We start from the raw sequence: 23804 nt of genomic DNA, 5'->3' as shown, positions 1-23804 counted from the left end.
GCACGGGGCGGGCGCGGTTCACCCCTGCCGCCGGCCGCCCGGGGTCCGGGCGGCCAGCAGCAGCGCGATGTCGTCCGGGCGGTCGGTGGCCTGCCCGGCCTCGCTGATCAACAGGTCCGCCGTCTCGGTCAGGGGACCCGGCCCGGCGGCGGCCAGCGCCGCCCGCAGCCGCTCCACCCCGACGTCGATGTCCGTACCCGGCTCCTCCACCAGCCCGTCCGTGTACAGGGCGAGCACCGCGCCGATCTCCAGGGTGAGTTCGGTGACCGGGTACGCGGCCCGCGGGTCGATGCCCAGCACCACCCCGCCCGGCAGGTCCAGCACCTCGGCCCGGCCGTCGGGGCGGCGCAACAGCGGCTGGGGGTGCCCCGCCCGCACGGCGCGGGCCCGGCCCGAAGCCGGGTCGAGCAGGACGTAGCAACAACTGGCGAACTGCCCCGGATCCAGGCCGATCAACAGCCTGTTGGTGCCGCTCACCACCTCCTGCGGGCTGCTCCCGCTCAGCGCGAAGGCCCGTACGGCGCTGCGCAGTTGCCCCATGGTCGCGGCGGCCGCCACCCCGTGTCCCTGGACGTCCCCGATCACCAGCGCCAGCAGTCCGGGCTCCGTCTCGATGACGTCGTACCAGTCCCCGCCGACGTCCATGCCCTGGGTGCCCGCCAGATAGCGGGCCACCGTGTCCACCTGGTCCAGCACCGGAAGTCGGGCCGGGAGCAGTGCCGACTGGAGGCCGCGGGCGAGGGCGGCCTCGGTGTCGTAGCGCTGCGCCCGCTCCAGGGCCTGCGCGATCAGCCCGGCCAGCGCGGTCAGCACGGTGCGCTCCTCCGGGCTGAAGCCCCGGGGGGCGTCGAAGCCCAGGATGCACGAGCCCACCGGGCGGCCGGAGGCGATCAGGGGCAGGAAGGCCCGGGCGCCGACGTCGGTGTCCATCGGGATCCCCGGGTAGGCCGCGGCCAGGTGCTGCATCGACTCGAAGAAGATCGGCCGCCCCGACGTCAGGGTCTCCACCCCCGGCAGCCGCACGTCCAGCGCCACCCCGTCGAACCGATTGAGGAAGCCGGTGGGGAAGCCCGTCTCCCACGCCAGGTGCAGATGGCGCTCGTTGAGCAGGTAGATCGCCAACTGGCGGCCGCCGAAGGCCGGCAACAGCTCCTCGGTCACCACGGCCGACACCTGACGGGCGGTCACCGCCTCCGTCAGCGCGATGGCCATGGCCACCGGCCGGTACACGGCCGTCGCCCGGTCCGCGGGCGAACCGAGCCCGGCGCCCGGCCGCGTCACCGAGCCGGGTGCGTACGCGGGTGGCCCGGAGGCCGCGAGTAGCACGCTGACCCCGTCCGCCCCGGAATACAGGTCCACCGAGATCCACTCCCCGCCCGGATGGCGGGCCAGGAACCCCAAGGGCTCCCCGGACATGTACACGGCCCGGAAGTGGTCCTCCTGCGCGGGCTGGCCCAACCAGGGCAACGCCTCCCACAGGACGCGCCCCCGCAGCCCGGCCGCCTCCGGTCCCAGCAGCGCGTCCGCCCCGGCACTGGCGAACCCCACCCGGCCGTGCCGGTCCAGGGACAGCAGCGCCTGCGGCATCCGGTCGACCGCCTGTTCGGCGTCGGCCGCGGGACCGGGCGGATCCACGCACAGCGGGTCGCCGTCCCACACCACCGGCGCGCCCGCGGCGGTCAGCCGCGCCAACTCCCGCGCCAGCGCCGCGGCCGCCCCGCGCAGCCGCTCCCGGTCCGCGGGGCCGACGGGCGTGCCGGGGCTCGCCGTACGCAGCACCATCAGCACCCCGTACCGCTCGCGCCCGGCGGTCACCGGCTCGTAGAGCGAGCCGAAGGCGAACGGCAGCCCGGCCATGAGCTGCGGGAACAACCGCATCGTCGACTCCGCGTCGGGCAGGTGCACGGCGTGCCCGGAGCGGTAAGCCTCGGCCACCGGGTACGGGCGGTTCACCTGCATCCGCCACCAGGGACGGAACAAGGGCCCCGGCAGGCCCGACAGCACGGCGAGCCGCAGCAGACCCTCCGTTCCGGAGCGCAGGTACACCCCGCCCGCGTAGCCGCCGAGCGCCCGGGCCGCGTCCGCCGCGGCCCGCACGAGTGCCCGGCCCGTCTCGTCCGGGGCGGGCCCGCGGCTGTCCGGTCTGGCCGTCACACAGACAGGATGCGCCCGCACCGGCGGCCGATGCATCCCGGGGGCGCGCGCCGTTCTACGCGCCTGAGCGCGCGCCGGGGCGCACACCGCCCCGGTAGCCCGTCACCACGGCCACCGTCACTGCCAGCAGCACCACGGCCACCGTCCGCAGCGCCGTCCCCATGGCGTCGGTGAAGGCGGCGGCCTGCGCCGCGTCCTGCGGAATCCCGTGGAAGCGCGAGGCCAGCACCGTCCCCACCACCGCCACCCCGAGCGCGGCGCCGATCTCCCGCGCCGCCGTGTTCAGCCCGGACCCCAGCCCGGCCTGGTGCACCGGGAGTTCGGCGACCACCGTCAGGGTCAGCGCGGGCGCGCACAGACCGGCGCCGACGGAGAGGACCAGCAGGTAGCAGGCGTACACCGGGTACGGAGTGCCCGCGTCCACCGTCGACACCAGCAGCAGGCCCACCCCGATCAGGGCCAGCCCCGCCCCGGCGGGCAGCCGCGGGCCGGTCCGCTGCTGGAGCCGGGCGCCCAGCCGGGGCACCAGCACCATGCCCACGGTGACCGGCACGATCGCCAGGCCCGTCAGGGCGGGGGAGAAGCCCTTGGCGTACTGGAGGTACTGCGCGTTGACGAAGAACAGGGCGAAGAGCCCGAAGAAGGCCGCCCCGATCCCGAGGGCGCCGGCCCGCAAGCGCCGCGAGGCGAAGACCCGCGGGTCCAGCAGCGGCCGTGCGACGCGCAGCGCGTAACCGGTGAAGACCGCCAGCAGTGCGGCCCCCGCCCCGAAGGCGCACAGCACCGGCGCCGACGCCCAGCCGAAGGCGGGACCCTCGATGATCCCGTAGACCACCGCGAACAGCGTCCCCGCCAGCAGCAGCGCGCCCAGCGGGTCCACCGCCGCGTCGGCCCGCGCCGGGGTGCGCGGGACCGTAAGGGCCACCACGAGCGCGAGCAGGACGCCGAGCGGCACCACCGCCCAGAACAGGGCGCGCCAGGTCAGGAACTCGCCCACCAGCCCGCCGCCCACGTTGCCCGCCAGCCCGCCGAGGCCCGCGGACAGGGTCCAGGTGGCCAGCGCCTGGCCGCGCCGCTCCGGCGCGCTCAGGTGGATCAGCACGGACATGGTGGCGGGCATGATCAGCGCCGCTCCCGCCCCGCACAGCCCGCGCCCCGCGATCAGCACGGCGGGGGAGTCGGCCAGCGCGCTGAGCGCGCCGCCCGCCGCGAACAGGCCGAGCCCCGCGAGCAGGGCGCCCTTGCGGCCGTACCGGTCGCCGAGGGCCCCGGCGGGGATCAGCAGCGCGGCGAAGACGATGACGTACGCGTCGACCGCCCACAGGAGTTGCCCGGGCGCGGGGTGCAGCGACGACGCGGCGAGCTGCGGGATCAGCAGGTTGACGGCCGCGACCATCGCCTGTGCGACGAGGACGCAGGCGCACAGCACGAGCACCACGGCCCGCGGCGGACCCGACGGGGCGGCCGCGGCCGTCGGCGGGGCGGGCAGGGAGGGCCCGGGGCGGTTCTGGGCAGGGCGGAGCACGGCTCCTCCTCGGAGCTGGAAGGGGTGATCTGGATGCCCTCACCGTAGGGTTGGCGTGACCTGCTTTCCAGTGCAAGTTATGCAAGGAATGAATGCGTGTGACGCAATCCGGGCTGGACCTCAACCTGCTCGTGGCCCTCGACGTGCTGCTGGAGGAGTCGAGCGTCTCCCGCGCGGCCGCCCGGCTGCACCTGTCCGAACCCGCCATGAGCCGCACCCTCGGCCGGATCCGCAAGGCCCTCGGCGACCCCGTCCTCGTCCGCGCCGGACGGTCCATGGTGCCCACCCCGCACGCCCTCGCCGTGCACGGCGAGGTGCGCGCCGTCGTCGAGCGGGCCCGCTCCCTCTTCCTCTCGGGCGGGCGGATCGACCTGGCCACGCTCCAGCGCACCTTCAGCGTCATCGCGAACGACGCCTACGTGGCCACCTGGGCGGCCACGCTCTTCGACCGGGTGGCCCGCGAGGCCCCCGGCGTGCGGCTGCGGTTCCTGCCGGAGAGCCACGCGGACCTGGCCGCCCTGCGCGAAGGCGTCGCCGACCTGGAACTCGGCGTCGTGGACACCCGATCGCCCGAGGTGCACGTGGAACACCTCGCCGACGAGCAGGTGTTGGGCGTAGTGCGCCCCGGGCACCCGCTGCTGCGCGGCCGGGTCACCGCCCGGCGGTTCGCCGCGGCCGAACACCTGATCGCCTCCCGGCGCGGCCGCCTGGAGGGGCCGGTGGACGCCGCGCTCGCCGAACTGGGCCTGACCCGGAAGGTGGTGGGCAGCGTCGGGACCTTCCCCGCCTCCCTGTTCGTACTGCGCCGCAGCGACCTCGTCGGGCTGATCACCCACCAGGCCGGTCCGCTGGCCGACGCGCTGGGGCTGGAGACCTTCCCGATCCCGCTCGACCTGCCCACCATGCCCTTCGGGATGGCCTGGCACCCGCGGCACGACGCCGACCCGGCCCACGCCTGGCTGCGCTCCTGTGCCCGCGAGCTCACCCGGGCCCCCGACGGGCCGCCCGTTCCGCCCTCCTGAGCTGCGAACTCGCGCGGGTCGAGGGCAGGATGACACAGTGAAACCATGCGCGTACTGATGGTGACAGCGGGTTCCTGGGGCGACGTCGCCCCGTACACCGGACTCGGGACGCGGCTGCGCGCCGCCGGCCACGAGGTGGTCCTCGCCACCCACGGCCGCTTCGAGGGCGCCGTCACCGCGCTCGGCCTGGGATTTCGGCCGCTGCCCGTCGACCCCCGGGTGGAACTCGCCTCGCCCGTGGGCCAGCGGCTGACCCGCTCGGTCAGCACCCCCCTCGCCATGGCCCGGGTCGTGCGACTGGCCCGTGAGTTCATCCCGCCCCTGACCGACGGGGTCGCCGCCGCGGTCCGCGCCGGCGCGGACGTCGTCCTCGCCTCCACCCTCACCGAACCGCTGTGCGCCACCCTCGCCGAGGGGTACGGGCTGCCGTGCGTCGGCGCCCACCTGCTGCCCGTCACCCCCAGCCGGGCCATCCCGCCGCTCGTCGCCGGCGGCCGCTCGATGGGCCCGTACGGCAACAAGCTGACCGGACGGGCCATCTGGGCCTGCGGCGACCGGGCCTTCGCCCCCGGAGTGCGCGCGCTGCGCCGCGAACTCGGCCTGCCGCCACGCCGGTTCAGCGGCCCCCTCGGCATGGACCCGGACCGGCTGATCCACCACGGATTCAGTCCGCTCGTCCTGCCGCGCCCCGCGGACTGGCCCGCCGGACACCACGTCGGCGGGTACTGGTGGCCCGAACGGCCCCCCGGCTGGCAGCCGCAGCAGCGGCTCCTCGACTTCCTCGACGCGGGCCCGCCCCCCGTCTTCGCCGGCTTCGGCAGCCTCGTCGCGCAGGACGCGGAACGCCTGGGCGCGCTACTGGCCGCCGCCCTGCGCAAGGCGAAGGTGCGCGGGATCGTCCAGGCGGGCTGGAGCGGGCTGAGCGCCGAGGGGGACGACCTGATCGCCGTTCCCGAGGTCCCGCACGACTGGCTCTTCCCGCGGACGGCCGCGGTGATCCACCACGCGGGCGCGGGCACCTCCGCGGCCGGGCTGCGCGCGGGGGTGCCCGCCGTCCCCGTGCCCGTCCAGCTCGACCAGCCGTTCTGGGCCGCCCGGCTGCACGCCCTCGGCGTGGCCGCCCGCCCGGTCCGCTACCAGCGGCTCACCGTCGACCGGCTGGCCGCCGCGGTCCGCGAGGCCACCACCGACCCGGGCATGCGCGCGCGGGCCCGCCGCCTCTCGGCCGCACTGGCCCGGGAGGACGGCGCCGCTCCGCTGCTCAAGACCCTCGCGGAACTGGGCTGAGCGACCGAAAGGACGAGCCGGACCGGCCGGCGACGGGCTGAAAGTCCCGTGTGATCAGGGACTTTGCGCGCCTTCCGGTCCGGTCGGAGCTGCTTAGGCTTACCTAAGTGGAATCGGTCAGCGAAGAATCAGCGAAGAAGGTGTACTGGTGCCGTCGCTCAACGACAGCCGTCCCGGGACGACCGTGAGGATCAGCGGGATCGACCCCGGCCACCGCGGCGGCAGCCGCAGACGGCTCCTGGAGTTCGGCTTCGTACCGGGCGCCGAGGTCACCGTCATCGCCCGCGGCGCGACCGGCGGACTGCTCGTCGGCCTCGGCGCCACCCGGGTGGCGCTCGACTCCCGGACCGCCGACCGGCTGCGGTGGGCCCGATGAGCTGCCACGCGCCCGGCGCGCGCAGCACCCCCGGGGCGGGCACCGCCCTCGTGGACAACGGCGACGACGGCGACGGCTCGCAGGGCGCCGCCGCCCCGCTCGTCGCCCTCGCGGGCAACCCGAACGTCGGCAAGTCGACGCTCTTCAACGCCCTCACCGGAGCCCACCAAAGGGTGGGCAACTGGCCCGGCAAGACCGTCGCGGTGGCCCAGGGCGACTGGCGCGGCGCCCTCCCCGCCGGCCGCCGGCTGCGCGTGGCCGACCTGCCCGGCTCCTACAGCCTGTTGCCCGACTCCCCGGACGAGGAGCTCGTCCGGGACGTCCTGAGCGCGCCCCCGGGAGTCCGGCCCGCCGTCGTCGTCTTCGCCCTGGACGCGGCCAACCCGGCCCGCAACCTCTACCTCCTCTCGCAGGTCCTGGACACCGGCATCCCCGTCGTCGTCGCGCTCACCATGACCGACGTCGCCGCCCGGCGCGGGAGCGCGCCCGATCCCCACGCGCTCTCCCGCGAACTGGCCCTGCCCGTGGTCGTCGTCGAGGGCCGCACCGGCAGCGGGCTGGACCTGCTCGCCGACGCCGTCACCGACGCCCTGCGCGCCCCGGCCGCGGCCACGGCGACCGACCCCGGCTGGGCGGCCGGCTCACCCGTGGAAGCCGAGCTCGCCCCGCTCGTCCGGGCCGCCGAAGCCGTCCACCACCCCTACCCGGCGCGCTGGTTGGCCGTGAACCTGCTCTGCGCGGAGGAACCCCCCGCCGCGCCCGAGCCGCTCACCGCCCTGGCCCGCGCGGCCGCGGCCCGCCTCACCGCCGCGGGCGCGCGCGGCGACGTACCCGCCGACACCGACACCGACACCGACACCGACACCGACACCGACAGCGACACCGTCTCCGACGCCGAGGGGGAAGCGGACGTCGATGCCGAGCTGCTGATCGCCGAGGCCCGCTACGCCTGGGCGCACCGGGTCATCGCCCGGGCCACGCCCACCGGCGCCCGGCCCCGCCCCACGCTGACCGACCGGGTCGACCGGCTGCTGCTGTCCCGCTCCTTCGGCATCCCGTTCTTCCTCGCCGTCATGTGGGGCGTCTTCGAAGCCACCACCACCCTCGCCAAACCCCTCCAGGACGGCCTCGGCGACTTCGTCTCCGGTCCGGTCAGCAGCGGGGCGACCGGGCTCCTGGAAGCCGCCTCGGCCCCCGACTGGCTCACCGGCCTGCTGGTGGACGGCCTGATCAACGGCGTCGGGCAACTGCTCACCTTCGTGCCGCTGATGATCATCATGTTCGCGCTGCTGGCGCTGCTGGAGGACTCCGGCTACTTCGCCCGCGCCGCCTTCGTCGCCGACCGCCTGATGCGCACCCTGCGGCTGCCCGGCCGCGCCTTCCTCCCGCTCGTCGTCGGCTTCGGCTGCAACGTGCCCGCCTTCGCGAGCACCCGGATCCTCAGCCGGCGCTCGCACCGGCTCCTGGTCGGCATGCTCATCCCGTACATGAGCTGCACCGCCCGGCTCGCCGTCTACGTGATGATCGCGGGCATCTTCTTCGGCTCGAACTCCGGCACCGTCGTCTTCTTCCTCTACGTCGGATCCGTCCTGCTCGTCGTCGGCATGGGGCTGCTGCTGCGCCCGCTCCTCTTCAAGGACATGCGCGAGGAGCCGCTCGTCCTGGAACTGCCCCCGTACCGGCTCCCCACCCTGCGCGTCACCGGCGCCCAGGTGTGGCAGAAGCTCGCCGCCTTCCTGCGCACCGCGGGCGGGATCATCGTGGCCACCGCCGCGGCCGTCTGGCTCCTGATGGCCGTCCCCGCCGGCGCGGGCGCCGCCGCCGACGGCTCCGGTGCGCCCGCGGGCTTCGCGAACGTCGCCGTCGAGCAGAGCGTCTTCGGCCGGGTCACCGAGGCCGTCGCGCCGGCCCTGGCCCCGGCGGGCTTCGGCGACTGGCACGCCACGGCCGCCCTCGGCACCGGGCTCATCGCCAAGGAGGGCGTGATCTCCACCCTCGCCCAGACCTACTCGGCGGAGGAGGACGGCGGGCCCGTGCTCCGGAACAGCCTGCGCGCGACCTTCGCGCAGTCCTCCGGTGGGCACCCGGAAGCCGCCGCGCTCGCCTTCCTCGTCTTCGTCCTCGCCTACACGCCCTGCATGGCCACCCTCGCGGCGCAGCGCGCCGAGATCGGCACCCGGCTCACCCTGATCGGCTTCGGCCTCCAACTGGCCGCCGCCTGGCTGCTCGCCACCGGGGTCTTCCAGCTCGCGAGGCTGGTGTGGTGACCGGCGCGCAGGACGGGGGCCGGGGCGGGGCCACCGGGCCCGGGATGCTGCGCCGACTGCTGCGGGAGGTCGAGGAGGCCGCCCCGGGGGAGGGGCTCGCGCGGATCGCCGCCCGGCTCGACATCAGCACGGCCGAGGCGGCGGGCCTCGCGGACTACTGGGTCCGCAAGGGCCGGCTGAAGCGGGAGGAGATCGGCGCCCCGGACTGCTCCGGCTGCTTCTTCGCCAGCCGCGGTTGCACCACGTGCCCGGACGACCCGGGCGCCACGGCGCGCCCGGTGCTGGTCGCGCTGAGCCCCGTACGCCCCGGGGGCCCCGTACGCCCCGCGGGCCCCGCACGCCCCCGATAGGCCTACCGTTTCCCTCGTCCGGGGGACGGGGCACCGGCCCGACCGGCCCCGCCGCCCCGCACGGGGCACGATACGGATCATGCGGAAGCAGTACGACACCATCGGCGCGCGCTACGCCGAGTCCAAGACCACGGCCGCCTTCTCGGCCGCCGACACCTGCACCCTGCTGGGCGCGCTCGACGCGCTCGGCGGGGTGCACGGGCTCGACGCCCTCGACCTCGCCTGCGGATACGGCTACAACACGCGACTGCTCGCCCGCGGCGGCGCCCGGCGGACCGTCGGCGTCGACATCTCCGAACGGATGATCGCGCTCGCCCGGGCGGAGGCCCACGAGCCGGTGGCCGCGGCCACCGGGGCACGGATCGAGTACATGGTGGGCGACGCCGCCGCGATGCCCCAGCTCGGCCCCTTCGACCTGGCCACCGCCGTCCACCTGTTCAACTACGCTCCCGACCGGAGCGCCCTCCACGCGATGTTCCGCTCGATCCGGACCAACCTGCGCCCCGGTGGGCGACTGCTGGCCATCGTGCCCAACCCCGGCGCCTTCCCGCACCAGGACTGGTCGCCGTACGGCGTCAGGATCCTGGACCGGGACCCGTCCGGGGACGCGCCGCTGCTGCGCGCCCAGTTCCTCACCGATCCGCCCGTGCCCTTCGAGTTCCGCGAATGGGCCCACGCCGACTTCGCCGAGGCGGCCGTCGAGGCGGGCTTCGCCACGGTCGCCTGGCAGCCCGCCCGCACCCCGCCCCCGGACGCGGACCGCGACGAGGCGTTCTGGGCGGCGTACCGGGCCCGCCCGATCAGCTCGCTCATGACCTGCGCGGCCTGACCGGCTCCCGTACGGCCGCTCAGCCGAGGGACGGGGCCGGGGCGGGGTCGGGGTCGGGGTCGGGGTCGGGGTCGCTCGCGGAGCGGACCAGCCGGACGATCTCCGCGCGCGCCGCGCGCCCCTCCGGGACCGGGAGCAGCGGGTAGACGTGCGGCAGCCCCGACAGCTCGTGGTAGTCCACCTCGACGCCCTCGGCCCGCGCCCGGCGCACCAGCTCCCGGCTGTCGGTGACCAGGACGTCCCGCGAGCCCGTGAACACCGTCAGCGGCGCCAACCCGGCGAAGGAGCCGCGCAGCGGGCTCACCCGGGGGTCGTCGGTGGCCAGCGTCCCCGCGTACAGCCGCCCCGCCTCCACCAGCCCCGGCCGCGCGAGCATCGGATCGGCCGCCTCCAGCGCGCCCTGCTCGGGATGGGTCATCGTCACGTCCAGCCAGGGGGAGACCAGCACGATCCGGGAGGGCTGCGCGCCGGTCCGGTCGCGGAGCCGCTGCGCGGCCGCGAGCGCCAGCCCCGCGCCCGCGGAGTCCCCGATCAGCACGGTGCCACCGGCCCCGCCGCTCGCGATCAGCCCGCTCAGCAGGTCCGCGGCCACCGGGACCGTCCGGTCGGCGGTCCCGCGCGGCGCCAGGATGTAGGCGGGTACGACGCAGCGCGCCCCGGCCTCGCTCACCAGGGTCCGCACCAGCGCCCAGTGCGGCCGGACCAACTCGCCGACGTAGCCGCCGCCGTGCACGTAGAGCACGCGGGCGGCGGGCTCCGTGTCCCGCGGCGCGACCTCGTACACCGGCCATGCCCCGACGAAGGTGCGCGAGACCTCGGCGACCTTGCCCAACCAGCGCGGCGGCAGGTGCGACGCGGGCCTGCGGGCCGACTCGGCCACGCGCGCCCGCACCGCCTCGGCACTCGCGAACCTCTTCCGCCGCCCCGCCGCGATCAGCGCGGCCGACAGCGCGCGACTGCGCAGACTCGGCACCCGCCGCCACCTCCCTGTTCCCCGTCGTGCCCCGGCCCCGTCACGGGAGGAGCATAGGCGTGAAGCTGGGCTGTCGACCCGCTTAAGAAATCCTCGATGGACTGATCGTTACCGGGTCGGCAGATTGGTGTCCGTCGATGCGCCGCACCCGTCCCAGGGGTCGCTGCGCCCCCTCCGCATGCCTGGAGCCACCCCATGAAGGCACTCGTCAAGCACAAGGCCGAGCCCGGACTGTGGCTCATGGACGTGCCCGAGCCCGAGTACGGGTCCGGAGACGTGTTGATCAAGGTGCTGCGCACCGGCATCTGCGGCACGGACCTGCACATCCGTTCGTGGGACGGCTGGGCCCAGGGCGCGGTCAAGACCCCGCTGATCCTCGGCCACGAGTTCGTCGGCGAGGTCGCCGCGGTCGGCGCGGACGTCCAGGACATCGAGATCGGTGCGCTGGTCAGCGGCGAGGGCCACCTGGTGTGCGGCAAGTGCCGCAACTGCCTCGCCGGCCGCCGCCACCTGTGCCGCAGCACGATCGGGCTCGGTGTCGGGCGCGACGGCGCCTTCGCCGAGTACGTGGTCCTGCCCGCGCAGAACGTGTGGGTGCACCGCACCGAGGTCGACCTGGACGTGGCGGCGATCTTCGACCCGTTCGGCAACGCCGTCCACACGGCCCTGTCCTTCCCGCTCGTCGGCGAGGACGTGCTGATCACCGGTGCGGGCCCCATCGGCATCATGGCGGCGGCCGTCGCGCGGCACGCCGGTGCGCGCAGCGTGACGATCACCGACGTCAGCCCCGAGCGGTTGGAGATCGCCCGCAAGGCGGGCGCCACGCTCGCGCTCGACGTCCGCGACGCCACGATCGCCGACGCCCAGGAGCAGCTCGGGCTGCGCGAGGGCTTCGACATCGGCCTGGAGATGTCGGGCCGTCCCGAGGCCATGCGCGACATGATCGACAACATGACCCACGGCGGCCGGATCGCGATGCTGGGCCTGCCCGCGCAGGAGTTCCCGGTGGACTGGGCGAAGGTGGTCACCTCGATGATCACCATCAAGGGCATCTACGGCCGCGAGATGTTCGAGACCTGGTACGCGATGACGGTGCTGCTGGAGGGCGGGCTCGACCTGACCCCGGTCATCACCGGCCGCTACTCGCACCGCGACTTCGGCGCCGCCTTCGACGAGGCCGCCACCGCCCGCAGTGGCAAGATCATCCTGGACTGGACGGCGTAACCGTCCGGCCCGCTCGATCTCGCACCACCCCCCCGGCGCTCCCTCCGGCGCGCCGCACCGAACCATCTCCCTCCGGCCGGGCCCCGCACCACCCTCCCCCTCCGCGGGGCCCGGCCCCCTCCGTCCGCCGCCGCTCCAGTGGAAAGAGAGCACCATGTTCGATTCCGTACGTGACGACCTGCGCACCACCCTCGACGAGATCCGCGCCGCCGGGCTGCACAAGCCCGAGCGCGTCATCGGCACCCCGCAGAACGCGTCCGTCGGCGTCACCTCCGGCGGCGTGGCGGGTGCCTCGGGCGAGGTGCTGAACTTCTGCGCCAACAACTACCTCGGCCTGGCCGACCACCCCGAGGTGGTCGCCGCCGCGAAGGACGCGCTGGACCGCTGGGGCTACGGCATGGCCTCCGTCCGCTTCATCTGCGGCACGCAGGAGGTGCACAAGGAACTGGAGGCCCGGCTCTCCTCGTTCCTCGGCCAGGAGGACACGATCCTCTACTCCTCCTGCTTCGACGCCAACGGCGGCGTCTTCGAAACCCTGCTCGGCGCCGAGGACGCGGTGATCTCCGACGCGCTCAACCACGCCTCGATCATCGACGGCATCCGCCTCTCCAAGGCCCGCCGCCTCCGCTACGCCAACCGCGACCTCGCGGAGCTGGAGACCCGGCTCAAGGAGTCCCAGGACGCGCGCCGCCGCCTGATCGTCACCGACGGCGTCTTCTCCATGGACGGGTACGTCGCCCCGCTCGCCGAGATCTGCGACCTGGCCGAGCGCTACGACGCCATGGTCATGGTCGACGACTCGCACGCCGTCGGCTTCGTCGGCCCCGGCGGCCGCGGCACGCCCGAACTGCACGGGGTCATGGACCGCGTCGACATCATCACCGGCACCCTCGGCAAGGCCCTCGGCGGCGCCTCCGGCGGTTACGTCGCCGCCCGAGCCGAGATCGTCGCCCTGCTGCGCCAGCGCTCGCGCCCGTACCTCTTCTCCAACTCCCTCGCCCCGGTCATCGCCGCCGCCTCGCTCAAGGTCCTCGACCTGCTCGAATCGGCCGGCGACCTGCGCGAGCAGCTCGCGGCCAACACCTCGCTCTTCCGTACGAAGATGACCGAGGCGGGCTTCGAGATCCTGCCCGGCGACCACGCCATCGCCCCCGTCATGATCGGCGACGCGGCGGTGGCGGCCCGGATGGCGGAGCTGCTGCTGGAGCGCGGCGTGTACGTGATCGGCTTCTCGTACCCCGTCGTTCCGATGGGCGCCGCCCGGATCCGCGTCCAGCTCTCGGCCGCCCACTCGACGGCCGACGTGGAGCGCGCCGTGGCCGCCTTCATCGACGCCCGCGCGGCGCTCGGCTCCTCCGCGGGCTGACATCATGGAGGGGTGATCGACCCCCGCCGGCTGCGCATCCTGCGGGCCGTGGCGGACCACCGTACGGTGACCGCCGCGGCCGCAGCCCTGTACCTGACCCCCTCCGCCGTGTCCCAGCAGCTCGCGGCGCTGGAACAGGAGAGCGGGCACGTACTGCTCACGCGCAGCGGTCGGGGCGTACGGCTCACCGCCGCCGGGGAGATCCTCGTCGCTCACGCCCACGAGGTCCAGGCCCAGCTGGAGCGCGCCGAGGCCGAGCTGGCGGCCTACGCGGGCGGCGTCGCGGGCGAGGTCACGGTGGCCGCCTTCGCCACCGGCATCACCGAAGTCCTCGCCCCGGCCATCGCCCGGCTCGCCCTGGACCACCCCGGCATCCGACTGCGGGTCCGGGACGCGGAGGGCGACCAGAGCCTGCCGCTCCTGCTCGACGGCGAGGCGGACGTGGCGCTCGCCGTGGAGTACCGCGGCGGTCCGGGCGCCGACGACACCCGGCTGTCGGTCCTCCCGCTGTACGCGGAACCCTTCGATGCGGTGCTTCCCGCGGGGCATCCCCTCGCGGCGCTCCCCGAGGTGTCCCTGGCCGGTCTCTCCGACACGGACTGGGTGGGCCAGTACCCCGGCAACCCGTGCCACGACGTGACCCTGCTGGCCTGCGAACTGGCCGGCTTCCAGCCCCGGTTCAGGCACTCCTCCGACGACTTCCGGGCCGTGATCGCACTGGTCGGCGCGGGCGCGGGCGTCGCCCTGGTGCCGCGCTCGGCGCTGCGGGGCACCGACCTCAAGGAGGTCCAGGTCCGCCCGGTGGAGGGCCCGGCGGCCACCCGTCGTGTCTTCGCGGCCACCCGCAGGGGTGGCGAGACCCACCCCCTGATCGCCCCGGTCCTGGCCGGCCTGGCCCGCGAGGCGGGGCGGCTCCCGGCGCACTGACGCCCCGGTCATCGCCGCCGCCTCAGGCGGCGGCGGGAACAGGTGCCGCGGCGGGGTACGGGCTGATCATGGTGTCGAAGTAGCCGTTCGGGGACTCCTCCAGGTAGGTCGACAGGTCCTCCAGGAAGGCGCGCAGCGGCGGTGTCGCGTTGTGCCGGTCCAGGTCTTCCTGCGAGCGCCAGACCTCGTACAGGAAGAAGCGGCCGTCCTCGTGCTCGTGGAGGTGGTACTGCAGGTTGCCGGGCTCCTGCCGGGTGGGTTCCACCAAGGAGGAGAGGATGCGCCGGACTTCGTCCGCGCGGTCCGGCCTGGGGCGCAGGAAACCGTAGAGGGCCAGGGGGCGTTCGGCGTTCGTGCTCGTGCTCGTGTTGTTCATGATCCGCACGCTAAGATCTCACATCAATGTGAGATTCAAGGGGCTGTGAGGAGCACCACATGAAGATCGGTGAGCTCGCCGCCGCAACGGGCACCTCCGTCCGGCTGTTGCGCTACTACGAGGAGCAGGGCCTCCTGGAGTCCCGGCGCCTCGGCACCGGCCACCGCCGCTACGACAGCGACGCCGCGGCCGTGGTGCGGCGCATCCGCGCGCTCCTGGACGCCGGCCTGCCGACCCGGGTCATCCGCGACCTCCAGCCGTGCATCCGACAGGACGGCACGGTCGCCGGATGCAAGTTGGAGACCCTCCAGGAACACCTCGACGGCCTGGACGCCAGGATCTCCGCGCTGTCGGAGACCCGCGCGTCCCTGGCCGGCCTCGTCTCCGACACCCGGGCCCGCGAACAGGTCGGCGGATAGGTCCGCGTGGGGGCGCCCCGGGGTGGGGGGCCGTTGTCAGTGGTGGCCCGTAGCGTCGTCGGCATGGGAACGGTGACGTTCGTCGACGAGACGACATCAGGGGACAGGGGCGCGGCCTTCGGGCTAGTGCTGTGACCGCGCCGAGGAGCGGCTCACGGCGCGCGAGTTGATCCGGCGACGGGTCTTCCAGGAGGTGGCGGAGTTCAACGCGCGCTCGCAGTCGCAGCCGCAGGTCTTCCAGGGCCTCGTGCGACCGCACGACACGGAGCGCGTGTTGAACGGGTACGCGCTGTGCACCCCGCGCCCCATCGACCCGCAGGCCCAGACGGAGCGCGCGCTGGCCGCGTTCGCGGGGAACGGCTTCCTGGTGCTCGTCGGGGACCGGCAGGTCACGGACCCGGACGAGGAGATGGAGCTGCCGCTCGGCGTCGAGGTCACCTTCCTGAAGCTCGTGCCGCTGGTGGGTGGCTGACCGTGGACATGCTGAGCAAGCTGGGCAGGATAGAGGGCCACGCGGCCGCGCTGGAGATCGGTCCGCTCGCGTACGAGGCGCTGCAGGTGGCGACGGCCCGTTCGGCTCACAGCTGGCAGGTGTGGGGCCGGATCGTCGACGTCCTGGAGGGCCTCGATACCACGGTGCGTGCTGCCGTCGCGGGGGAGATGGGGCGGTTGTATGCCAAGTTCACCTCACCCGAGCGCATGGAGATGAGGGTGTTGCAGTTGCTCCAGGTCGTGGGCGCGGAGCTGCCCGGGGATCCGCTCGCGGCCGAGCGGACCATTGAGCTGGAGAAGCTCGGCACCCAGGTGTCCACCTGGGGGACCGGCGAGGTGTTCGTCGCGGAGCACGAACGGGCCGCGGGCCGGGCGTTGTCGGCGCCGGTCGTGGCGTACCTGCGCCGCAGCGCCCTGGAGACGTACGGCCGACCGGAGACGGCGGCCCTGGCGAAGGAGCTGACCGAACCCGTGCTGAACGTGGGCGAGGCGTGGGCCGAGCGGGCCGTCGCGGAGGGCGCCGAGGAGCCCTGGCGGGCCCTGCTCCTGCACGCCACGACCGCGACGTCGGCCAAGCCCACCGCCAAGTGGGACGCGGCCGCGCGCACCCTCCTCGCACCGCTCGGCGCCGACGCCGTGCGCGTGGCGGTGCTCGGCTGGCTCGCGCTCGTCGGCCGCCCCCGCACCTTCGCGTTCACCGGCGTGCGGTACGGACACGACGTGAACCTCGCCTTCGACCCGTACAACGCCAACGCCCTGCGCGGCCTCGCCTGGATCCTGGCCCTGCTGCCCGCCCACCCGGACACGGCCCGCGCGCTCGGCGTGCTCGTCGAGACCTCCCTGAAGAGGTCCCCGGCCTCGGGCCGGTGAACCCCAAGGTCGCCAACGCCGGGGTCACGGCCCTCGCCCGCATCGACGGCGGGGCGGCGCTCGCCGAGCTGGCGCGGCTCGCCACCCGCACCACCTACAAGGGCACGCTCAAACTGCTCAACACCGCCCTCGACCAGCGGGCGCGGGCCCTCGGCCTCGGCCGGGAGGAGGTCGAAGAGCTGGCCGTGCCCGCCTACGGCCTGACCGAGGTCGGCCGCGGCGGGGTGGAGCTCGGCGAGGTCACCGCCCTGCTGGAGGTCCAGGGCGTCAAGGCCGTCCTGCGCTGGCGCTCCGCGACGGGCAAGGAGGTCAAGTCCGTCCCCGCCGCGGTCCGGCGCGACCACCCCGAGGAGCTGAAGGAGCTGGGGGCCGCCGTCAAGGACATCGACAAGATGCTCGGCGCCCAGGTCGAACGGCTGGACCGGCAGTTCCTCGCCCGGCGCACGTGGTCCTACGACGCCTGGCGCGAGCGCTACCTCGACCACCCCCTCGTCGGCAGCCTCGCCCGCCGCCTGCTGTGGACGGTCGACGGCACCCCGGTCGGATTCGCCGACGGCGCCCTGCGCACCCTCGCCGACGCCCCGGTCGAGCGCGGCGAGGAGGTCACCCTCTGGCACCCCGTCGGCCGCGAGAGCGCCGAGGTGGTCGCATGGCGGGACTGGCTGGAGCGGCACGCCGTCACCCAGCCGTTCAAACAGGCCCACCGCGAGGTGTACCTGCTGACCGACGCCGAGCGGGCGACGGGCACGTACTCGAACCGGTTCGCGGCTCACATCGTCCGCCAGCACCAGTTCCACTCCCTCGCCGCGGTCCGCGGGTGGCGCAACAAGCTGCGGATGTGCGTCGACGACACGGCGCCGCCCGCCACCCGCGAACTCCCGCAGTGGGGCCTGCGCGCCGAGTACTGGATCGAGGGCGAGGGGGAGGAGTGGGGCGTCGACGCCACCGAGTCGGGCAGTTACCTGCGCCTGCGCACCGACCAGGTGCGCTTCTACCCGATCGGCGCACCGGAGAACGCGGCGCACTGCTACGCCGGCGGGTACACCATGCGGCTGCGCGACGGCGCGGAGCCGGTCGAGCCGCTCCCGCTCACCGGGATACCGCCGCTCGTCCTGTCCGAAGTCCTGCGGGACGTGGACCTGTTCGTCGGCGTGGCCAGTGTCGGCAGCGATCCGACGTGGCAGGACGGCGGGCCCGACGGGCGGTTCCGCGAGTACTGGACGGTGTACGGCTTCGGCGAGCTGAACCAGAGCGCCGAGACGCGCCGCGTCCTCCTGGCGCGCCTGGTGCCGCGGCTCGCGATCGCCGAGCGGTGCCGGATCGAGGGCCGGTTCCTGCACGTCACGGGCGACCTGCGGACCTACAAGATCCATCTCGGCTCGGGCAACATCCTGATGACGCCGAACGACGAGTACCTCTGCATCGTCCCCAAGTCGTCCGCGGGCACCGCCGTCCAGACCGGCTACGTGCCCTTCGAGGGCGACCGCACCCTGGCCGTGGTGCTCAGCAAGGCGCTGATGCTCGCCCGGGACACCGAGATCACCGACCCGACGATCGTCAGCCAGATCCGCCGGGCCCGCGACTGAGCGGCCGGGGGCCCCGCGCCGGCCCGGTCATCCCCCTCACACGCGGATGACCTCCACCCCCGCCTCCTCGAAGGCCCGGGCGCCCGGGTCGGTCAGGCCCGTGTCCGTCACCAGGACGTGCACCGACGAGGCCGGGCAGATGCGGGCGAAGGCGCGGACGCCCAGCTTGCTGGAGTCCGCCGCGATCACCACGCGGCGGGAGCGGTCGCACAGCAGGCGGTTGACCGCGGCCTCGTCCTCATGGCGGGTGGCGGCCCCGTCCAGCGGGTCGAAGCCGTCCACGCCGAGGACCGCCGTGTCCACGGTGAGTTGGCCGAGGACGCCCTGGGCCAAGGGGCCGGTCAGCTCGTAGGACTGCGGGCGCGCCACGCCCCCGGTGAGCACCGTCTTGAACTGCGGCCGGATCACCAGCTCGCCCGCGATGTTGAGGGCGTTCGTCACCACGGTCAGTGCGGGCGCCCCGCCGGTCCCCGAGCTCAGGTCCGCCCGGCCGGCGAGGGCGCGGGCGACCTCGGTGGTCGTCGTGCCACCCGTCAGTCCGACCACCTCGCCCGGAGCGATCAGCGCGGCCACCGCCTCGCTGATCCGGCGCTTCTCCGCCGCGCGCCGCGTGGTGCGGTAGCGCAGGGGGAGCTCGTAGGACACGCCGTGCAGCACCGCCCCGCCGCGCGTGCGCACCAGCAACTGCTGCTGGGCCAGCTCGTCGAAGTCGCGCCGGATGGTGGCGGCGGAGACGCCGAGGGCCTCGGCGGCGGGTTCGACCTCCAGGCGGCCGCGTTCCACCAGTAGATCCAGCAACGTTTGCCAGCGCACCTCCCGGGACATGGACCCCACGGCGGCGTACCCCCTTGTGTGCGTTCGTGTTCGTTCGTGCGTGTTCACGTCTGTGCGTTCGGGCTATCCGTCGACATTAACTCAGGCCACCACCCCGCCGATGCTTGAAGTTGCGCGAAACCACCGGCTATCTTGCAGAAAAATGCATCACACGCACTCCATTGCACAGGGAGCCGACATGAGCCATGTCGCGTACGAGCTGACGACGCAACCCGACTGCTGGGAACGGGCCGCCGAGATGGCCCCGGCGCAGCGGGCGGTCCTCCCGCAACCGGGGGAGCGCACCGCGATCGTCGGGTGCGGGACCTCGTACTACATGGCGCAGGCCGCGGCCGCGCTGCGCGAGGAGTCGGGTGCGGGGGAGACCGACGCCTTCCCCGCCTCCGAGTTCCCGCGCCACCGGCGCTACGACCGGGTCGTCGCCCTCACCCGCTCCGGCACCACCACCGAGGTGCTGGACCTGCTCGCGCAGCTGCGCGACGCGGGGATCGCCACCACCGCCGTCATCGGCGACCCCGACACGCCCGTGATGACCCTCGCCGACGACCTGGTCGTGCTGGACTTCGCCGACGAGCGCTCGGTCGTGCAGACCCGCTTCGCGACCACGGCGCTCACCCTGCTCCGCGCCCACGTCGGCCTGCACAGCCCGTCGGTGGTGGCCGACGCGCGCGCCGCGCTCGCCGAACCGCTGCCCGAACAACTGGCGGGCCGGGGCCAGTTCACCTTCCTGGGTCGGGGCTGGAGCGTCGGGCTCGCCCATGAGGCCGCCCTCAAGATGCGCGAGGCCGCGCTGTCCTGGTCCGAGTCCTACCCGGCGATGGAGTACCGGCACGGCCCCATCAGCATCAGCGGTCCCGGCACCGTCACCTGGGCCCTGGACGAGGCCCCGGACGGCCTGGCCGACCAGGTCCGCGACACCGGGGCGCAGTGGGTGGAGGCCCGGCACGACCCGCTGGCCGAGCTGGTGCGGGTGCACCGCCTGGCGATCGCGGTGGCCGCGCACCAGGAGTTGGACCCCGACCGGCCGCGCAACCTCACCCGCTCGGTGATCCTCAGCAGCGAAGAGGAGGTCGTCCGATGAGCCTCGTGCCGGCGGGCGACCTCGTCCGGGAGGCGGCCGCCACCGGTCGGGCCGTGGCCGCCTTCAACATCATCACCCTCGAACACGCCGAGGCCGTCGTCGCCGGGGCCGAACAGGTCGGCGCGCCGGTCATCATCCAGCTCAGCGAGAACGCGGTCCGCTTCCGGGACGGCCGGTTGCTGCCCATCGCCCGCGCCGCGGTGGCCTGCGCCGAGGCCGCCGGGGTGCCGGTCGGCCTGCACCTGGACCACGTCAAGAGCGTCGACCTGCTGCGCCGGGCCGTCGACGCCGGCTTCGGTTCGGTCATGTACGACGCCGCGCACCTGCCGTACGGGGAGAACCTGGAGGCCACCCGCTCGGCCGCCGACTGGGCGCACGCCAACGGCCTGTGGATCGAGGCCGAGTTGGGCGAGGTCGGCGGGAAGAACGGCGCCGCCCCGCTGGACCCGCACGCGCCGGGCGCGCGGACGGACCCGGACGAGGCCCGGCGCTTCGTCGCGGACTCGGGCGTGGACGCGCTCGCCGTCGCGATCGGCAGCAGCCACGCGATGACCTCGCGGACAGCCTCCCTGGACCACGCGCTGCTCGCCCGGCTGGCCAAGACGGTGGAGGTGCCGCTGGTCCTGCACGGCTCCTCCGGGCTGCCGGACGCGGAACTGGCGGCGGCGGTGCTGGGCGGGATCCGCAAGGTCAACATCGGCACCGCCCTGAACGTGGCGATGACCGAGGCCATCCGCACCCACCTGACCAAGGCCGACCCCCGCCCGTACCTGACGGCGGCCCGCACGGCGATGACGGCCACCACGGCGGCCATGATCACGGCGCTGGACGCCTCCCGCTGACCGCACGGCGCAGGCCCTTCCGGATTCTTGGAACACGTTCTACTCTACGCCCGCCAGCGACGGACGGACCGTGAGACTCCCGGAGGGGCCGTGCACCTCGAATACACGCCTGACCAGCAGCAGTTGCGCACCGAGCTGCGCGCCTACTTCGCGGAGCTGGTCCCGGAGGACGTCTACGGGCGCTACCAGGACGCCGCCGCGCAGAAGCGCTTCTACCGCGAGACGATCCGCAGGCTCGGCGCCGACGGCTGGCTCGGCGTCGGCTGGCCGAAGGAGTACGGCGGGCGCGGGATGTCGCCCATGGACCAGTTCATCTTCTTCGACGAGGCCGCGCAGGCCGTGGTCCCGCTGCCGCTGATGGCCCTCAACACCGTGGGGCCGACCATCATGCAGTTCGGCACGGACGAGCAGAAGGCCTACTTCCTCCCCAAGATCCTGGCCGGGGAGATCGACTTCGCCATCGGCTACAGCGAACCGGACGCGGGCACCGACCTCGCGGCCCTCAAGTGCAAGGCCGTCCGCGAGGGCGACGAGGAGAGCGGCACCTACGTCGTCAACGGGCAGAAGATCTGGACGACCAACGGCGACACCGCCGACTGGGTCTGGCTCGCCGTGCGCACCGACCCCGACGCCCCGGCCCACAAGGGCATCACCATGCTCCTGGTCCCCACCGCCGATCCGGGGTACTCCTGCACCCTGATCAACACCCTCGCCTCGCACGACACCACCGCGAGCTACTACGAGGACATCAGGGTCCCCGCGAACCGCCGGGTCGGCCAGGAGAACAAGGGCTGGCGCCTGATCACGAACCAGCTCAACCACGAGCGCGTCACCCTCGCCGCGCACGGCACGATGGCCATCCGCGCCCTGCACGACGTACAGCGCTGGGCCGCCGACACCAAGCTCGCCGACGGCCGCCGGGTCATCGACCTCGGCTGGGTGCGGGGCCGCCTCGCCCGGACGCACGCCCGGCTCGATGCGATGAAGCTGCTCAACTGGCAGATGGTCAACGCCGTCCAGAGCGGCACCCTCACCCCGCAGGACGCCTCCGCCGTCAAGGTCTACGGCTCCGAGGCGCGCCGGGACGCGTACGCCTGGCTGATGGAGATCGTGGGCGCGGCGGGCGCCCTCAAGGACGGCTCGACGGGCGCGGTCCTGCACGGCGAACTGGAACGCGGCTACCGCAGCGCGGTCATCTTCACCTTCGGCGGCGGCAACAACGAGATCCAGCGCGAGATCATCTCCTGGATCGGCCTGGGCATGCCCCGGGTCCGCCGCTGAGCGCCCGGGACCACAGGTCTCCCGCGCCCACAAGTGCCGGGGGAGCCCGGCGTCGGTCATGCCGATGAGTTCACGGTTCGAGAACGGTCTACCCAGCGACACGACCGTTCTCGACAGGAGTGCCATGTCCACCATCCAGCCAGTGATCATCACCGCCCACCAGGAGGTTCTGGTCGGCTTCTACACGACCTTGTTCGGCGCCGAGGAGATCTTCCGGGTCCCGGAGGAGGGTCCGACCTTCTACCTCGGCCTGCGCATCGGCGACACCGACCTCGGACTGGTGACCAAGGCGGACCCGGGGACCGGGGCGGCGCCCCGGATCCTGCTCAGCATCGCCGTCGACGACGTCGACGAGGTGCTCGGCCGGGTGACGGCGCTGGGCGGCTCGGTCCACGGCGGCCCCACCGACATGCCGTGGGGCCTGCGGGTCGCCCACATCCAGGATCCCGACGGCAACGCGGTGAACCTCACCCAGCCGATCCCGGCCCGGTGACGGTGTCGAGGATCGCGTCAGCCCGCCCGGACTCCGACCGCCAGCGTCAGTTCGAGGACCCGGTGCGGCGACCCGAGGTCCGGGAACAGCTCCCGCAGCTGTGACATCCGGTAGCGGACGGTCTGGGGATGGACGAACAGCGCCGCCGCCACCTCGTCCCGCCTGCCCTGGTACAGCAGCCACGCCCGCAACGTCTCCTCCAGCCGCCGCGCGGTCGCCGCGGACAGGGTCCGCAGCGGTGCGAGGGCCCGGGCGCGCAGGTCGGCGAAGGCGTCCGCGTCGGCGCTCAGCACCAGCTCGGGCAGGTGGTCCTCGGTGTCGCGGATGTCGCCGGAGAGGGAGCGCGCGCGTACGGCTCGGGCGTACGAGGCGGACGCGCGCGTCCACGGCCGGGCCGGGCCGACCACGGCGGTGCGGTCGGGCAGCTGCCTCAGCAGACGTGCCCGGTCGGCATCGGGGACGAGCAGCACGCCGGAGGCGTCCGGCAGATCGTCCAGGACGAGGGTGCCCGGGTCGAGCGTGCGGTAGGCGGGCCGGGCCTGGGCGGCCGGCAGGAGGACCGCGGTCAGCGAGACCGGCGGCTGCCACCCGGCCCGCCCCGCGGCCGCGAGGAGCGCGTCCGGGCTCGCGCCGGCGAGCAGGTCGCGGGCCAGTTCTTCCAGGTGGCGCTCGTGGGCCCGGCCCCGGGCGGCCAGTTCGTCGGCGTGGCCCGCGGCGCTCGCGGCGGAGAGCTCGTCGATGTAGGCGAAGGTCAGCTCGGCGAACTTCGCGACCTCGGCGGCGGGCAGACCCGCGGGCACGGCACCTGCGGCCAGACCTCGCCAGGCCACGCGGGCGCCGACCCGGTAGGCGCTGAGCAGGGCGTCCATCGAACGGCCGTCGCGGACCTCGCCGCGCCCCAGCTCGTAGGCCGCTTCGCCGGCGTCGCCGCCCGTGGCGTTCCCGCTCGCGAGGTCCAGGTAGAGGCCCAGGGCGGTGCGGACGGCTCGGCGGATGGTGGCGCCCATCCGGCCGGAAAGGGCGTTGGCATAGGGAGGGACCTCGTCGATGATCGCCTGGACGACCTCGTCGGCGGTGGTCCTCAGCGCGGCCCGAATCGCGGCGACCGTCGTCTCGTCCAGGACCAGCTCGCTGGCCCTCCGGGTTGCATGGCTCACGTTTTTGTTCCCTGCGAACAATTCAACCGATCAGATTCACGTCCTACGGACAGGACTTTACCCCCTCAAGCAC

At 74.1% G+C, this 23804-nt stretch carries 23 protein-coding genes; 17 read left to right on the top strand and 6 right to left on the bottom strand.

All coding sequences use genetic code 11. From position 1 onward, the window contains the following. Positions 1 to 18: 18 nt before the first annotated feature. On the bottom strand, positions 19 to 2190 hold the full coding sequence (locus ACIQWR_RS08580; RefSeq protein WP_404005993.1) for a SpoIIE family protein phosphatase: 2172 nt from the start codon (positions 2188 to 2190) through the stop codon (positions 19 to 21). Positions 2191 to 2209: 19 nt separating this feature from the next. Then, complete coding sequence (locus ACIQWR_RS08575; RefSeq protein ID WP_404006403.1) at positions 2210 to 3643, bottom strand: MFS transporter; 1434 nt, start codon at positions 3641 to 3643, stop codon at positions 2210 to 2212. A 128-nt stretch (positions 3644 to 3771) separates the two neighbouring features. Between ACIQWR_RS08575 and ACIQWR_RS08570 the strand changes: the two genes are divergently transcribed. From ACIQWR_RS08570 to ACIQWR_RS08545, 6 genes are all read left to right on the top strand, one after another. After that, complete coding sequence (locus tag ACIQWR_RS08570; RefSeq protein ID WP_404005992.1) at positions 3772 to 4701, top strand: LysR family transcriptional regulator; 930 nt, start codon at positions 3772 to 3774, stop codon at positions 4699 to 4701. A gap of 45 nt (positions 4702 to 4746) precedes the next feature. Further along, complete coding sequence (locus ACIQWR_RS08565; RefSeq protein WP_404005991.1) at positions 4747 to 5988, top strand: glycosyltransferase; 1242 nt, start codon at positions 4747 to 4749, stop codon at positions 5986 to 5988. Between the two features lie 148 nt (positions 5989 to 6136). Then, positions 6137 to 6364 carry a ferrous iron transport protein A gene (locus tag ACIQWR_RS08560; protein WP_404005990.1) on the top strand — a complete coding sequence of 76 codons (228 nt, stop codon included), beginning with the start codon at positions 6137 to 6139 and terminating at the stop codon, positions 6362 to 6364. After that, positions 6361 to 8631 (top strand): ferrous iron transport protein B, encoded by a 2271-nt coding sequence (feoB, locus tag ACIQWR_RS08555; protein ID WP_404005989.1) that lies wholly within the window; start codon positions 6361 to 6363, stop codon positions 8629 to 8631. Before ACIQWR_RS08560 ends, feoB begins: the two co-directional genes overlap by 4 nt. Continuing rightward, positions 8628 to 8981 carry a FeoC-like transcriptional regulator gene (locus tag ACIQWR_RS08550; RefSeq protein WP_404005988.1) on the top strand — a complete coding sequence of 118 codons (354 nt, stop codon included), beginning with the start codon at positions 8628 to 8630 and terminating at the stop codon, positions 8979 to 8981. The genes feoB and ACIQWR_RS08550 overlap by 4 nt, the downstream gene beginning before the upstream one ends. Positions 8982 to 9060: 79 nt before the next feature. Next, positions 9061 to 9810: a class I SAM-dependent methyltransferase gene (locus ACIQWR_RS08545; RefSeq protein WP_404005987.1), complete on the top strand. Its 750-nt coding sequence runs from the start codon at positions 9061 to 9063 to the stop codon at positions 9808 to 9810. 19 nt (positions 9811 to 9829) lie between these two features. On the opposite strand, the gene ACIQWR_RS08540 is transcribed toward ACIQWR_RS08545, so the two are convergent. After that, positions 9830 to 10783 (bottom strand): alpha/beta hydrolase fold domain-containing protein, encoded by a 954-nt coding sequence (locus tag ACIQWR_RS08540; RefSeq protein WP_404005986.1) that lies wholly within the window; start codon positions 10781 to 10783, stop codon positions 9830 to 9832. Between the two features lie 195 nt (positions 10784 to 10978). Between ACIQWR_RS08540 and tdh the strand changes: the two genes are divergently transcribed. From tdh to ACIQWR_RS08525, 3 genes are all read left to right on the top strand, one after another. Continuing rightward, positions 10979 to 12007, top strand: coding sequence for an L-threonine 3-dehydrogenase (gene tdh / locus ACIQWR_RS08535; RefSeq protein ID WP_404005985.1), 1029 nt, complete (start codon positions 10979 to 10981; stop codon positions 12005 to 12007). A 154-nt stretch (positions 12008 to 12161) separates the two neighbouring features. Next, the gene (locus ACIQWR_RS08530) at positions 12162 to 13373 is read left to right on the top strand and encodes a glycine C-acetyltransferase (RefSeq protein ID WP_404005984.1); all 1212 of its coding nucleotides are present in this window, start codon (positions 12162 to 12164) and stop codon (positions 13371 to 13373) included. Between the two features lie 12 nt (positions 13374 to 13385). Beyond that, a complete protein-coding gene (locus ACIQWR_RS08525) occupies positions 13386 to 14300 on the top strand; it encodes a LysR substrate-binding domain-containing protein (RefSeq protein WP_404005983.1) in 915 nt (304 codons plus the stop codon). A gap of 22 nt (positions 14301 to 14322) precedes the next feature. Here ACIQWR_RS08525 and ACIQWR_RS08520 read toward each other — a convergent pair whose 3' ends face one another. Continuing rightward, positions 14323 to 14676 (bottom strand): putative quinol monooxygenase, encoded by a 354-nt coding sequence (locus ACIQWR_RS08520; protein WP_404005982.1) that lies wholly within the window; start codon positions 14674 to 14676, stop codon positions 14323 to 14325. A 59-nt stretch (positions 14677 to 14735) separates the two neighbouring features. Here ACIQWR_RS08520 and ACIQWR_RS08515 point away from each other — a divergent pair, with 59 nt between their 5' ends. From ACIQWR_RS08515 to ACIQWR_RS08500, 4 genes are all read left to right on the top strand, one after another. Next, the gene (locus tag ACIQWR_RS08515; RefSeq protein WP_404005981.1) at positions 14736 to 15095 is read left to right on the top strand and encodes a MerR family transcriptional regulator; all 360 of its coding nucleotides are present in this window, start codon (positions 14736 to 14738) and stop codon (positions 15093 to 15095) included. Positions 15096 to 15261: 166 nt separating this feature from the next. Next, a complete protein-coding gene (locus ACIQWR_RS08510; protein ID WP_404005980.1) occupies positions 15262 to 15567 on the top strand; it encodes a hypothetical protein in 306 nt (101 codons plus the stop codon). 2 nt (positions 15568 to 15569) lie between these two features. Continuing rightward, positions 15570 to 16457, top strand: coding sequence for a hypothetical protein (locus ACIQWR_RS08505; protein WP_404005979.1), 888 nt, complete (start codon positions 15570 to 15572; stop codon positions 16455 to 16457). Further along, positions 16454 to 18043, top strand: a complete 1590-nt coding sequence (locus ACIQWR_RS08500) for a DUF4132 domain-containing protein (protein WP_404005978.1) — start codon at positions 16454 to 16456, stop codon at positions 18041 to 18043. Before ACIQWR_RS08505 ends, ACIQWR_RS08500 begins: the two co-directional genes overlap by 4 nt. Before the next feature lie 36 nt (positions 18044 to 18079). Here ACIQWR_RS08500 and ACIQWR_RS08495 read toward each other — a convergent pair whose 3' ends face one another. Beyond that, positions 18080 to 18868 carry a DeoR/GlpR family DNA-binding transcription regulator gene (locus ACIQWR_RS08495; protein ID WP_404006401.1) on the bottom strand — a complete coding sequence of 263 codons (789 nt, stop codon included), beginning with the start codon at positions 18866 to 18868 and terminating at the stop codon, positions 18080 to 18082. A gap of 187 nt (positions 18869 to 19055) precedes the next feature. On the opposite strand from ACIQWR_RS08495, the gene ACIQWR_RS08490 reads away from it, so the two are divergent. From ACIQWR_RS08490 to ACIQWR_RS08475, 4 genes are all read left to right on the top strand, one after another. Continuing rightward, positions 19056 to 19958: an SIS domain-containing protein gene (locus ACIQWR_RS08490; RefSeq protein ID WP_354381026.1), complete on the top strand. Its 903-nt coding sequence runs from the start codon at positions 19056 to 19058 to the stop codon at positions 19956 to 19958. Beyond that, positions 19955 to 20800: a ketose-bisphosphate aldolase gene (locus ACIQWR_RS08485; RefSeq protein WP_404005977.1), complete on the top strand. Its 846-nt coding sequence runs from the start codon at positions 19955 to 19957 to the stop codon at positions 20798 to 20800. Before ACIQWR_RS08490 ends, ACIQWR_RS08485 begins: the two co-directional genes overlap by 4 nt. Before the next feature lie 90 nt (positions 20801 to 20890). Beyond that, the gene (locus tag ACIQWR_RS08480; protein WP_404005976.1) at positions 20891 to 22081 is read left to right on the top strand and encodes an acyl-CoA dehydrogenase family protein; all 1191 of its coding nucleotides are present in this window, start codon (positions 20891 to 20893) and stop codon (positions 22079 to 22081) included. 124 nt (positions 22082 to 22205) lie between these two features. Beyond that, entirely contained in the window at positions 22206 to 22574 is a 369-nt protein-coding gene (locus ACIQWR_RS08475; protein WP_404005975.1) for a VOC family protein, read from the top strand. A 17-nt stretch (positions 22575 to 22591) separates the two neighbouring features. Here the strand turns inward: ACIQWR_RS08475 and ACIQWR_RS08470 are convergent, their stop codons facing one another. Further along, on the bottom strand, positions 22592 to 23731 hold the full coding sequence (locus ACIQWR_RS08470; RefSeq protein ID WP_404005974.1) for a PucR family transcriptional regulator: 1140 nt from the start codon (positions 23729 to 23731) through the stop codon (positions 22592 to 22594). Between the last annotated feature and the right edge of the window lie 73 nt (positions 23732 to 23804).

Origin of the sequence: Streptomyces sp. NPDC098789 (assembly GCF_044759975.1) — a bacterium.
Lineage (GTDB): Bacteria > Actinomycetota > Actinomycetes > Streptomycetales > Streptomycetaceae > Streptomyces.
The sequence above is the reverse complement of the archived record's forward strand: the minus strand, read 5'-3'. Positions and strand labels throughout refer to the sequence as shown.

Coding starts and splice junctions, on each gene's coding strand:
- ACIQWR_RS08580 (WP_404005993.1), bottom strand. CDS start 2,190: ATGCATCGGCCGCCGGTGCGGGCGCATCCTGTCTGTGTGACGGCCAGA.
- ACIQWR_RS08570 (WP_404005992.1), top strand. CDS start 3,772: ATGCGTGTGACGCAATCCGGGCTGGACCTCAACCTGCTCGTGGCCCTC.
- ACIQWR_RS08565 (WP_404005991.1), top strand. CDS start 4,747: ATGCGCGTACTGATGGTGACAGCGGGTTCCTGGGGCGACGTCGCCCCG.
- feoB (WP_404005989.1), top strand. CDS start 6,361: ATGAGCTGCCACGCGCCCGGCGCGCGCAGCACCCCCGGGGCGGGCACC.
- ACIQWR_RS08545 (WP_404005987.1), top strand. CDS start 9,061: ATGCGGAAGCAGTACGACACCATCGGCGCGCGCTACGCCGAGTCCAAG.
- tdh (WP_404005985.1), top strand. CDS start 10,979: ATGAAGGCACTCGTCAAGCACAAGGCCGAGCCCGGACTGTGGCTCATG.
- ACIQWR_RS08530 (WP_404005984.1), top strand. CDS start 12,162: ATGTTCGATTCCGTACGTGACGACCTGCGCACCACCCTCGACGAGATC.
- ACIQWR_RS08520 (WP_404005982.1), bottom strand. CDS start 14,676: ATGAACAACACGAGCACGAGCACGAACGCCGAACGCCCCCTGGCCCTC.
- ACIQWR_RS08515 (WP_404005981.1), top strand. CDS start 14,736: ATGAAGATCGGTGAGCTCGCCGCCGCAACGGGCACCTCCGTCCGGCTG.
- ACIQWR_RS08495 (WP_404006401.1), bottom strand. CDS start 18,868: ATGTCCCGGGAGGTGCGCTGGCAAACGTTGCTGGATCTACTGGTGGAA.
- ACIQWR_RS08490 (WP_354381026.1), top strand. CDS start 19,056: ATGAGCCATGTCGCGTACGAGCTGACGACGCAACCCGACTGCTGGGAA.
- ACIQWR_RS08485 (WP_404005977.1), top strand. CDS start 19,955: ATGAGCCTCGTGCCGGCGGGCGACCTCGTCCGGGAGGCGGCCGCCACC.
- ACIQWR_RS08475 (WP_404005975.1), top strand. CDS start 22,206: ATGTCCACCATCCAGCCAGTGATCATCACCGCCCACCAGGAGGTTCTG.